General features: G+C 55.9%; 10 protein-coding genes. 4 read left to right on the plus strand and 6 right to left on the minus strand.

Annotation, left to right across the window (positions count from 1 at the left end; all coding sequences use genetic code 11):
• Positions 1–15: 15 nt before the first annotated feature.
• On the minus strand, positions 16–1,269 hold the full coding sequence (glyA, locus tag QMX84_RS17440; RefSeq protein ID WP_262123556.1) for a serine hydroxymethyltransferase: 1,254 nt from the start codon (positions 1,267–1,269) through the stop codon (positions 16–18).
• A gap of 318 nt (positions 1,270–1,587) precedes the next feature.
• Between glyA and QMX84_RS17445 the strand changes: the two genes are divergently transcribed.
• From QMX84_RS17445 to QMX84_RS17455, 3 genes are all read left to right on the plus strand, one after another.
• Entirely contained in the window at positions 1,588–2,631 is a 1,044-nt protein-coding gene (locus QMX84_RS17445) for a low specificity L-threonine aldolase (RefSeq protein ID WP_262123558.1), read from the plus strand.
• A gap of 260 nt (positions 2,632–2,891) precedes the next feature.
• Positions 2,892–4,079 carry an alpha-xenorhabdolysin family binary toxin subunit A gene (locus QMX84_RS17450; RefSeq protein WP_282364390.1) on the plus strand — a complete coding sequence of 396 codons (1,188 nt, stop codon included), beginning with the start codon at positions 2,892–2,894 and terminating at the stop codon, positions 4,077–4,079.
• A 15-nt stretch (positions 4,080–4,094) separates the two neighbouring features.
• Positions 4,095–5,084: an alpha-xenorhabdolysin family binary toxin subunit B gene (locus QMX84_RS17455; RefSeq protein WP_262123560.1), complete on the plus strand. Its 990-nt coding sequence runs from the start codon at positions 4,095–4,097 to the stop codon at positions 5,082–5,084.
• 84 nt (positions 5,085–5,168) lie between these two features.
• Here the strand turns inward: QMX84_RS17455 and QMX84_RS17460 are convergent, their stop codons facing one another.
• The 3 genes from QMX84_RS17460 to gbcB form a co-directional block, all read right to left on the minus strand.
• Positions 5,169–5,471 (minus strand): cell division protein ZapA, encoded by a 303-nt coding sequence (locus QMX84_RS17460; protein ID WP_048372339.1) that lies wholly within the window; start codon positions 5,469–5,471, stop codon positions 5,169–5,171.
• Positions 5,468–5,698 (minus strand): hypothetical protein, encoded by a 231-nt coding sequence (locus tag QMX84_RS17465; RefSeq protein ID WP_048372341.1) that lies wholly within the window; start codon positions 5,696–5,698, stop codon positions 5,468–5,470. Before QMX84_RS17465 ends, QMX84_RS17460 begins: the two co-directional genes overlap by 4 nt.
• 211 nt (positions 5,699–5,909) lie before the next feature.
• Positions 5,910–7,010 carry a glycine-betaine demethylase subunit GbcB gene (gene gbcB / locus QMX84_RS17470; protein ID WP_048372343.1) on the minus strand — a complete coding sequence of 367 codons (1,101 nt, stop codon included), beginning with the start codon at positions 7,008–7,010 and terminating at the stop codon, positions 5,910–5,912.
• A 282-nt stretch (positions 7,011–7,292) separates the two neighbouring features.
• Between gbcB and gbcA the strand changes: the two genes are divergently transcribed.
• Positions 7,293–8,585, plus strand: coding sequence for a glycine-betaine demethylase subunit GbcA (gene gbcA, locus QMX84_RS17475; RefSeq protein WP_282364391.1), 1,293 nt, complete (start codon positions 7,293–7,295; stop codon positions 8,583–8,585).
• Positions 8,586–8,657: 72 nt separating this feature from the next.
• Here gbcA and QMX84_RS17480 read toward each other — a convergent pair whose 3' ends face one another.
• Both QMX84_RS17480 and QMX84_RS17485 read right to left on the minus strand, forming a co-directional pair.
• Positions 8,658–9,236: a GNAT family N-acetyltransferase gene (locus tag QMX84_RS17480; RefSeq protein WP_282364392.1), complete on the minus strand. Its 579-nt coding sequence runs from the start codon at positions 9,234–9,236 to the stop codon at positions 8,658–8,660.
• Between the two features lie 513 nt (positions 9,237–9,749).
• On the minus strand, positions 9,750–10,520 hold the full coding sequence (locus QMX84_RS17485; RefSeq protein WP_123750858.1) for an electron transfer flavoprotein subunit beta: 771 nt from the start codon (positions 10,518–10,520) through the stop codon (positions 9,750–9,752).
• Between the last annotated feature and the right edge of the window lie 105 nt (positions 10,521–10,625).

The raw sequence follows: 10,625 nt of genomic DNA on the forward strand, positions 1-10,625 counted from the left end.
ACTCCAAAAACGCGCTCAGCGATAAACCGGGAAGTCTTTGCACAGCGACGTCACTTGACGCGCCACATCGGCCTCGATATCGGGGTCACCGAGGTGATCGAGGATGTCGCAAATCCAGCCCGCCAACTCCGTGCACTGCGCCACCTTAAAGCCACGCGACGTCACCGCCGGGGTGCCGATGCGCAGACCCGAGGTCACGAATGGCGATTGCGGGTCGTTCGGCACGGCGTTTTTGTTGACGGTGATGTGCGCACGGCCCAAGGCGGCGTCGGCGTCTTTGCCGGTCAGGCCCTGACGGATCAGGCTGACCAAAAACAGGTGGTTGTCGGTGCCGCCCGATACCACGTCGTAGCCGCGTTTGATAAACACCTCGGCCATGGCCTGGGCGTTGTCGATCACCTGCTTCTGATACGTTTTGAAGCCGGGCTCCAGTGCTTCTTTAAAGCACACGGCCTTGGCGGCAATCACATGCATCAACGGGCCGCCCTGACCGCCGGGGAACACCGCCGAGTTGAATTTCTTTTCCAGCGCTTCGTTGCTCTTGGCCAAAATCAGCCCGCCACGTGGCCCGCGCAGGGTTTTGTGGGTGGTGGTGGTCACCACGTCGGCGTAGGGCAGCGGGTTCGGGTACAGGCCCGCCGCAACCAGCCCGGCCACGTGGGCCATGTCGACAAAGAAGTACGCGCCGACCTTGTCAGCGATTTCGCGAAAGCGTGCGAAATCTAGCGTTTTGGAGTAGGCCGAGAACCCTGCAATGATCATCTTTGGCTGATGTTCGACCGCTAAACGTTCCACTTCGTCGTAGTCAATCAGCCCGGTGGCCGTGTCGATGCCGTACTGCACGGCGTTGTACAACTTGCCCGAAAAGCTCACGCTGGCGCCGTGGGTCAAATGCCCGCCATGGGCCAGGCTCATGCCCAGCACAGTGTCACCGGCATTGAGCAACGCCAGGTACACCGCAGCGTTAGCCTGGCTGCCCGAGTGCGGCTGCACGTTGGCGTAATCGGCGCCGAACAGTTGCTTGGCGCGGTCGATGGCCAGTTGCTCGACTTTATCCACATGCTCGCAACCGCCGTAATAGCGCTTGCCGGGGTAGCCTTCGGCGTACTTGTTGGTCAGGCCGCTGCCCTGCGCTTGCATGACCCGCTGGCTGGTGTAGTTCTCGGAGGCAATCAGCTCGATGTGATCTTCCTGACGCTGCTCCTCAGCGTTGATCGCCGCCATCAAGGCATCGTCGTAACCCTGAATCTGATCCTGTTTGCTGAACATTGCGTTCTCCCAGCGCCAGCGCGCCATTCGTCTCGGTGAGGCTTATGCCCTTTGAGCCAGATGGTAGAGCCGGTGCAGGGCGGTCAAATGCCTGCGCGCGCCACGCAATGGCGCGTTTACGACATCACGCAAAACCAAATCCCTGTAGCCGCTGCCGCAGGCTGCGATGGGCAGCGCAGCGGCCCCGGTTTTAAAGGCGAAGCCCCTTCGGGCCTTATCGCAGCCTGCGGCAGCGGCTACAGGTAGATAGGTCGTGTCTGTGCACCTGCTGCGTTCTTGGATAAAGTGCACCTCAATCTTCGACCACGGAACCGGGAAATGACTGATAAGAGCCAACAATTCGCCAGCGACAACTACTCCGGTATCTGCCCCGAAGTCTGGTCTGCCATGGAAAAAGCCAACCACGGCCATCAACGTTCTTACGGCGATGACGAGTGGACCCTGCGAGCGGCCAACGACTTCCGCACCTTGTTTGAAACCGACAGCGAAGTGTTCTTTGCCTTCAACGGCACGGCGGCCAACTCGCTGGCGTTGTCGTCGTTGTGCCAGAGCTTCCACAGCGTGATCTGCTCCGAAACCGCCCACGTCGAAACCGACGAGTGCGGCGCCCCGGAGTTCTTTTCCAACGGTTCCAAGCTGCTGCTGGCCCGCACGGAAAACGGCAAGATCACCCCCGAGTCGATCCGCGAGATCGCCCTCAAGCGCAAAGACATTCACTACCCAAAACCGCGCGTGGTGACCATCACCCAGGCCACTGAAGTGGGCACGGTATACACACCCGAAGAAATCCGCGCCATCAGCGCCACCTGCAAAGAGCTGGGCCTGCTGCTGCACATGGACGGCGCGCGTTTCTCCAACGCCTGTGCGTTTTTGGGCTGCTCGCCGGCCGACCTGAGCTGGAAAGCCGGGGTAGACGTGCTGTGCTTTGGCGGGACGAAAAACGGCATGGCGGTGGGCGAAGCGATTTTGTTCTTCAACCACGACCTGGCGGTGGACTTTGACTACCGCTGCAAACAGGCCGGGCAACTGGCCTCGAAAATGCGCTTTTTGTCAGCGCCGTGGGTGGGCTTGCTGGAAAACCAGGCCTGGCTCAAACACTCACGCCACGCCAACCATTGCGCGCAACTGCTCAGCCAACTGGTCAGCGACATTCCAGGCGTGGAACTGATGTTCCCGGTACAGGCCAACGGCGTGTTCTTGCAACTGTCGGAGCCCGCGGTGGCCGCCTTGACCGCCAAGGGCTGGCGCTTCTACACCTTCATTGGCAAAGGCGGCGCTCGCTTCATGTGCTCGTGGGACACCGAGGAAGCACGGGTACGGGAATTGGCAGCGGATATTCGAGAAGTGATGGCGGCTCACTAAACATCACGCGACGTCCAGTTTTAAACCACTAAGGGAGCTACTTATGCTCCCTTTTTTTTCTGTCAATTATTTCAATTAATCTAACTTGCACCCACAAAACCTACATCTTCAACGCCTGAACAATAGTAAAACAAGTCAGTATTCTTACCTCTACAAACGACTTCCACTTATGGCTAATACACTCAAATAGCGTTTGACTAAGGCCATGCACCCCCCTGCTTGAGGGTCACCACATAACTGACTGATAAAAGGTTAACACCATGAAACAAATGACACCCGGCATTGAATTTATAAACCGCGAGCGTATTAATAAAACCGCCATTAATGAACCCCCACCCTTCTTCGAAGCACTCAACAGTCCGGAGGCGCGATTATTCTTAACAGCCGAAGACATGAAGCTCATTAAAGAGTATGTTCGCACCGCTAAAAAACTGCCTAAAACCCTGCCAGACATACATGAACAACTTGGCAAACTTGAAACAGCCGAATTTAGCACTCTTGAGCTGTTAACCATTCATGAGAGCATTCACCGTCACGCGCTGCTCTGGCCCGATATAGAGACAGGGCTGTTTACCTCGGGTGAGCGCCTGAAAGTGTTCTCACATAACCTGACCACCTTCATGACCCGCCTGTCTGACACCATTTCCCAAATGCCTATTGTTGAAAAGATTGAAAAGTTTGAGAGCACCTCAATCGAACATTTGCCGCCCATTACCTTTGACCCCGTAGACGAAAAAATCCATAAGACACTCGGCAGTACATTTGACGACCTTAAAACAAGCATCGCAAAGGCATCCAGCGAGACCGACAATCTGCACAAAGAGATCACCTCTTTTAATAATAAACTTGAGCAACACTTGATTCCTCTTGTCGCACGCAGCATCAATACATTGAGTAAAGTGTCCCACGCCGAACACGTCGATCGGTTAATGTTGCGTTTGAACGACGCACGGGAAACACACAAACAAAAAAATAACGAAAAGACCAAACTCTTGGTGTTCGAAATTAGCAAAATCGGACTGTCCGCTGCCAACCCAATTAGCCTCTTCATAAACTTTTTTAATGGCCCTGCTTCGTTAAGCCCTGAGCTGATAGACGTCATACACCACGTGGGGAAACTGAACCGGGAGATCACCCAACTCGAAAGCGAGATCCTCGCCACCGAAGGTATTCCAAAGCTGGTTAGGGACCACAGCCATTCTCTACGTACGTTGCAGACCGTCATGGGTGGCGCGGCAGAAGCCACCGAAAAGCTAAAAACAGTATGGGCAACCATCATTGCCCATATCGAAACCTCAGCGACTGACTTCAAGCTGATTAAAACCGGTCAGGCATTAATTTCTTTTCAGGCCAATATCGATCGCACCATCGCGCCCTGGACAGAAGTCAACCTGACCGTTAAAGCATTGCTGGATGTTTTATACACCGCCAATCAATCAACCCCTTAAGCAAGGATGTTTACTGTGACTGACTTCCCCTTAATCAATATTGCGCTTATCAAGAACAATAAAAAAAACATCAATGCCTTGGCAGGCCGTCTGGAACTTTCATTTAACAGCGCCCTGTACTCAAAGGTCCAGCGCCTGGATAAAGCAATTAATGCAGCCCACGAGACACTGCTCACTCACACAGTAAAAATAGCCGTACGGTTAACCGACAAAAATTACATCCGCTTACGGCCAATGATCCTGGAGATAGAAAACAGCCCGTCATTGGGCGACGAACAAAAAAAACAATCGATCGCAGCACTGGAATACGATTACCTGACCAGCCAAAAAGAATCGCACCGTGTCATCGCCCAATTGCTCCTGGCCATGGAGACCACACAAAATGACCTCGATGATATCAAATTGTCTGAGCTGGACTTGCGCGTACCGCACTCGATGACCGAGGACATTAACACCGAGCTTGAAAATAACAAGGTACGCCAACAACAGCTGACCGTTGACTTGCAAACCCTGAGCACTGCCATTCATTTAATTGACGATAAAAATATTGCCGATTACCTAATGGACTGGATCCCCAGCGAAGAAACCATTAACGCTGTCAGTTTTTCAGCGTCAAAAGTCGAAATCCTCAAACAAGCACTCATTCTGTTAAAAAAGTACGTGAGCTATATTTCCGAGCATTTGAACTATCTAAAAATGATCGAAGCCCGAAACGTATTAAGGCTTGAGATCCAGAAGTGCCGAGACCGTGAATCCGTACTGGTCGGGTTACAAAAAAATCACGCCACCGTCACCGAGGCGCTGAATGAGGCAGAAACCTTAAACGTTTTAAAAAACGATTACCACGCGCAAGCGACAAATGTTACCCGTCGGATCGAGCACTATATGGGCAAGGTTAACTTTGACGGCCCGTTATCATCCGACAACGTCGACACTATTAAAGATGAAATGCAGCAACTCGAAGCGTTTTTGAAACCGCTCACGTCGATCAGGCTACCCAAATAAGCAAGGCCTGCGTCAGGTTAATAGCGGACAAGGCAGCGTGTGCTGGTGCTACCTACCTTGCCCGCCTCTGTGATGCGCGCCGACTCAGACTTGCCCGAGGGTTCGCTCAATCACATCGACCGTGGCGCTGACTTGCTCTTGATAACGGTCGAGTTCCTGTTTGTGGCTCAGTTGCAGTTCAATCTGTTGCGAGCACAGATTCAACGCGGCCAACACCAGCAACTTGTCCCCGATCAAGCTAGGGTACTTTCTTTTCGTTTCGGCCAGGGCAGCTTTCAACATGACCGTGGCGGCCAGCAGCGTTTGTTTCTCGCCTTCCGGTGCCTTGATCGTGTAGTCGTTCCCCAGAATCGAGACGACATTTACACCGTCTCTGTCCGCGCTCATGCGTTGACAGGGCTCACGCTCGCGCGCTCAACCAGGGCTTGAATGCGTGCAGCGGTAGCGCCTTGCTTCTCTTCAGCTTCCATCAGCGACAGTTGCAGGCTTTCGTTTTCATCTTTGGCCTGTGCCAGTTCAGCGTTCAGCTGAGTGTTGGCGTCCAGCAGTTCTTGTTTTTGCTGAACCAGGTCGCTGACCAGTTGTTCCAGTTTGCTAAGGGATGACTCGATCATGGTGGTGTTCTCAAGCAGTTTTCAGAGGGCGCGTACGATAAAGAAAAGTCAGCCGCTAAGCTAGCGAAGACCTGCCTTTACGCGCCCTAAAGACTGCGGTTTGCAACCTTTGTTCCCGAGACGGCTGAATACACTGTAGGAGCGAGCTTGCCTCGCGAGTTTTTTTTAACGATCAAAAGATCGCGAGACAAGCTCGCTCCTACAGTCCCTTTCAGAATTCGATGCGCACATCGCCCTTGGGCACGCTGCAGCACGACAAGATGTAGCCTTCTGCCACGTCATCGTCGGTGATGCCGCCGTTGTGTTCCATTTCAACTTCGCCGCCCAATTTGAGCACTTTGCAGGTGCCGCAAATGCCCATGCCGCAGGCTTTGGGGATCATCAGGCCAAGCTTGGCTGCCGCTGCGTGCACGGTTTCGGCCGGGCCCACGCGGATGCTCTTGCCCGACGCGGTGAATTCCACCTGGTTGAGGTCAGCCACGTCCAGCTCCGGCGCATCGGCCGCTTGCTCGGCTTGTTCGATGGCGTCTGCCCGCACTTCGGGTGGCGTCGCACCAAACGACTCTTCGTGGTAACGGCTCATGTCAAAACCGTTGCTTTCCAGCAGGCGTTTCACCGCATTCATATACGGCGTAGGCCCGCAGCAAAACACTTCGCGCTCCATAAAGTCGGGCGCCATCAGGTCGAGCATTTTGTGGTTCAAGTAACCGCGATACCCCGCCCACGGTTCACCCAAACCATGTTTCTCGCAGATCAGGTGCAGGCTGAAGTTGTCGATGCGCGAGGCCATGTGTTCCAGCTCGCGGTGGTAAATGATGTCTTTGGGCGAACGGGCGCTGTGGATAAACACCATGTCGACATTGGCGTTGGTGTCGTAAAACCAGCGCGCCATCGACATCACCGGGGTGATGCCCACGCCGCCGCTCAGGTACAGGACCTTCGGGCTGGGCGCGTCGATGGCGTTAAACAGCCCGACCGGGCCATGCACCGCCAGCTCCTGGCCTTCTTGCAGGGTGTCGTGCAGCCAGTTAGACACACGCCCGCCCGGCACGCGCTTGATCGTCACCGAAAAACTGTACGGCACCGACGGTGAGCTAGAGATGGTGTACGAGCGCATCACCGGATCGCCATCGATCTCCAGTTCCAGGGTCACGAACTGCCCCGGCTTGAAAAAGAACAAAATCGGCTGATCCGCCATAAAGCAGAACGTGCGCACATCCCAGGTTTCCTGAATCACTTTGACGCAACGCACGATGTGCCGGCCATTGGCCCAGGTTTGAGTGGTAACCGGATTCAGAAAGCTGTTGGACATACGCTTCTCCACGGCCGACTGTCGGCCTCTTGCTGGCGATTTTGCGCATGCCCTTGGGCGGCCATTTACCTATTCGCGACATTCACATACTTATCGCGACCAGCCGCTGAAAACAGCCCTTGCAGCGTCGGGAACAGATTGGGCCATGTCGCCCGCAGATATGGCGATCAGGCACTTCGAACGCACACTCAGCGCCACTGACAACAGTTAATGCTTTGCCTTGTGTCGCACCCCTGATCAGCCACTTTTAGGCCACGTCGAATGGCCATGAGGACTACAACGATGGACGTCACCGCAACCCTGAGCCTGGGCGATCCACTAGAACCTGCACGCAAGGCCACCGCCGAGATGTTGCAAAATCGCGAGCGGACGTTTTCGCTGCCGCAGCCGTTTTACAACGACGAGCGCCTGTTCGACATCGACATGCAAGAAATCTTTCAGAAGGAATGGCTGATTGCAGGCATGACTTGCGAGATCCCGGCCAAGGGCAACTTCCTGACCCTGCAAGTGGGCAAGAACCCGATCATTGTGATCCGTGGCGCAGAAGGCCAGGTGCACGCCTTCCATAACGTGTGTCGCCATCGCGGCTCGCGGCTGTGTACCAGCGAAAAAGGCAAAGTCGCCAAGCTGGTTTGCCACTACCACCAATGGACCTACGAGCTGGACGGGCGCCTGCTGTTTGCTGGCACCGAGATGGGCGCCGATTTCGACATGAAGCAGTACGGCCTCAAGCCGGTCAACGTGAAAACCGCAGGCGGCTACATCTTTATCAGCATGGCCGAGAACCCGCCGGCGATTGACGAGTTCCTGGCCACGCTGAACCACTATATGGAACCCTACGACATGGAAAACACCAAGGTGGCGATCCAGACCACCCTGGTCGAAAAAGCCAACTGGAAGCTGGTGATTGAAAACAACCGCGAGTGCTACCACTGCGGCGGCTCGCACCCGGAGCTGCTGAAAACCCTGCTGGAATGGGACGACGTGACCGATCCGCGCGCCGACCAGGCCTTCAAGGACCACGTGGCCGCCTCCGCCGCTGCCTGGGACGCCGAGAAAATCCCCTATGCCCACGCCAGCTTCGGCTTACGTAACCGCATCGTGCGCATGCCGCTGCTTAAAGGCACCGTGTCGATGACCCTGGACGGCAAACAAGGCTGTGCAAAACTCATGGGCCGGATCAAAAACCCGAACCTGGGTTCGATGCGCATCCTGCACCTGCCGCACTCCTGGAACCACTGCATGGGCGACCACATTCTGGTGTTCACCGTGTGGCCGATCGGCCCGCAAGAAACCGTCGTCACCACCAAATGGCTGGTGCACAAAGATGCGGTAGAAGGCGTGGACTACGACGTGGAGCGCATGCGCAAAGTCTGGGACGAAACCAACAACCAGGACCGTCGCCTGGCCGAAGAAAACCAGCGCGGCATCAACTCCACGGCGTACCAGCCGGGGCCGTACTCCAAGACCTACGAGTTTGGTGTGGTCAACTTTATCGACTGGTACAGCGACCGCCTGCTGAACAACCTGGGCGCAGCGCCAGCGGCCTACCTCAAAGGCGTCGTCACCCAGTGATGTAGACCCTGTAGGAGCGAGCTTGCCTCGCGATCTTTTGATGGTTTAAAAGCTCGCGAGACAAGCTCGCTCCTACAGGGACGTACGCTCCAAAAACATCAAATACGCCTCGCCCGTCACCCCGATCATCGGGTGCGGGACGACGGTGCAGGTTTTAACAATCGTGAACCCATGACGCTCATAAAACCGGCGAGCGCCGGTGTTGGCGGCGTAGTCGATCAGGCTCAAGCCCTTGAGCCCCAACTCATCACAACGCTGGTGCGCGACTTTAAGAAACTCCTGGCCCAGGCCCAGGCCGCGCCACCCTTCATGCAAGGCCAGGCTGGAGATATATAGCGTGTCGGGGACCTCCATGTCGGCATACGGCGCCAGCACCGGGTCGGTCACAGGCTCAGGGTTCGGGTCTTCGCGCATCACGTAGCTGTGCATCATGCCAATCACGCGGCCTTCGGCCTCGGCAATCAGGCAGTTCTCATACGAGAAATTCACCCCCTCGCGGGCATAGCGACGCTCGCCCACGTCCAGCAGCGCCTCGCCCGGTTGTGCGATGAGGCTCCAGATGTAATCGGCGCCCCCCTCCGATGAAATTTGAAACAGGCGCGCGATGTCGCGCGCATCCGTTTGCAACGCTGGACGAAACAAAATAGGCATACGCGTTACTCCACAGGCTTAAGGCGCTCTTTTTAACGCAGCCCACGGCGCGTGCGCCGGGGAGGTTTATAACCAGTTGTTACTGTGCACAGCTCATTTTTTGATCAACACGCCCCAGGCCACGCTTTCAAAGGCGCGCAGCCCTTCACCAACATCTTATCCACAGCCACACCCACAGCAATTGTGGGGAAGTGGGTAAGTTATCCCGAAAAAGACGATTGGCTATTTTTTGATCAAATCTGTGTAAGCCACGGTTTATATGGGCTGTAGCTAACCGCGAACACGTTATCCACATAACCGCCAACAGAGAATGTGTGCAACTTATGCACCGCCCTGCCCGACTGTGGAAAACCCTTTAAAGGCGCCATTGTTCAAGGGTTTAACGGCTGCGCGGTGGATAACAATGGTAATTGGCTGTTTTTTGATCAGAAGCTTGAAAGCCTTGATCTGTATAGCGCTTAGCCGATAACAAACAACTTATCCACATAAGCGCTAACAGACTTTGTGGGCAACTCAGCGGACCACGCCTTCTTCGATGAGTAACTTCAAAATCGCCTGCGCGCCCTCTTCGGCACTCACGCCTTTGAGCACTTGCCCCGAACCTCCGGCCGCCTTGGCTGTAGCGGCTTTCATGCGGTCAGCGCCGCTTTTGGCCTTGATCACCTTCAAACGCTTGGGGCGCGGCTTGGCGGTCTGGAAAAGCCCCCGTGTGGATAACTCGTCCTCCACCACCTCGACCTCCTGGGCGCCGATTTGCCCCCGTGTGGCCGGGCCATAGGCGCTCTGACGGGCTTTAGGCGCGGCGTTATCCACAGTGGCCATAAACGGCAGGCGCACCTTGAGCCGACGTCGCTGGCCACGGGGCAGCGCTTGCAGCACCGTCGCCACACCGTTGTGGATAGATTCGATCTGCGCCACGCCCACCAGCAGCGGCCAGCCCAGTTGTTCGGCCAGCAGGTACGGGAGCATGCCCGAGCCTTCGCCGGTTTCGGCCTGGCTGCCGGTCAGCACCAACTGAACCCCGGACTCACGCAAGTAATCGCGCAGCACCGGCACCGCGTCGGCATGCTCGGGTTGTTCAAGAACATGCAACTCATCTAGGCCCATGCCCAGATAAGCGCGCAGCGCAGGCTCGTGGGGGTTACCGGCGTGCAGCACATGCAGGTTATCCCCAGCCAATTGCAGGCCCAGCTCAACAGCGCGGGCATCGTGCTCGGCACGCCGGGCCCGCCCGGAAGCGGGGTGAGCGCCGATTGAAACCAGTGCGACAGTGTCGATGCTCATACATAACTCTCCAATCTGAACTCAATCCTGTGGGAGCGGGCTTGCTCGCGATGAATATGCAACGGTTGGTCAGGCAGACCGTGGCGCCTGAATCGCGAGCAAGCC

It is taken from the genome of Pseudomonas sp. PS01297 (genome assembly GCF_029959305.1).
GTDB classification, from domain to species: domain Bacteria; phylum Pseudomonadota; class Gammaproteobacteria; order Pseudomonadales; family Pseudomonadaceae; genus Aquipseudomonas; species Aquipseudomonas helleri.

Coding starts and splice junctions, on each gene's coding strand:
- gbcB (WP_048372343.1), bottom strand. CDS start 7,010: ATGTCCAACAGCTTTCTGAATCCGGTTACCACTCAAACCTGGGCCAAT.
- QMX84_RS17480 (WP_282364392.1), bottom strand. CDS start 9,236: ATGCCTATTTTGTTTCGTCCAGCGTTGCAAACGGATGCGCGCGACATC.
- QMX84_RS17445 (WP_262123558.1), top strand. CDS start 1,588: ATGACTGATAAGAGCCAACAATTCGCCAGCGACAACTACTCCGGTATC.
- QMX84_RS17450 (WP_282364390.1), top strand. CDS start 2,892: ATGAAACAAATGACACCCGGCATTGAATTTATAAACCGCGAGCGTATT.
- glyA (WP_262123556.1), bottom strand. CDS start 1,269: ATGTTCAGCAAACAGGATCAGATTCAGGGTTACGACGATGCCTTGATG.
- gbcA (WP_282364391.1), top strand. CDS start 7,293: ATGGACGTCACCGCAACCCTGAGCCTGGGCGATCCACTAGAACCTGCA.
- QMX84_RS17465 (WP_048372341.1), bottom strand. CDS start 5,698: ATGATCGAGTCATCCCTTAGCAAACTGGAACAACTGGTCAGCGACCTG.
- QMX84_RS17460 (WP_048372339.1), bottom strand. CDS start 5,471: ATGAGCGCGGACAGAGACGGTGTAAATGTCGTCTCGATTCTGGGGAAC.
- QMX84_RS17485 (WP_123750858.1), bottom strand. CDS start 10,520: ATGAGCATCGACACTGTCGCACTGGTTTCAATCGGCGCTCACCCCGCT.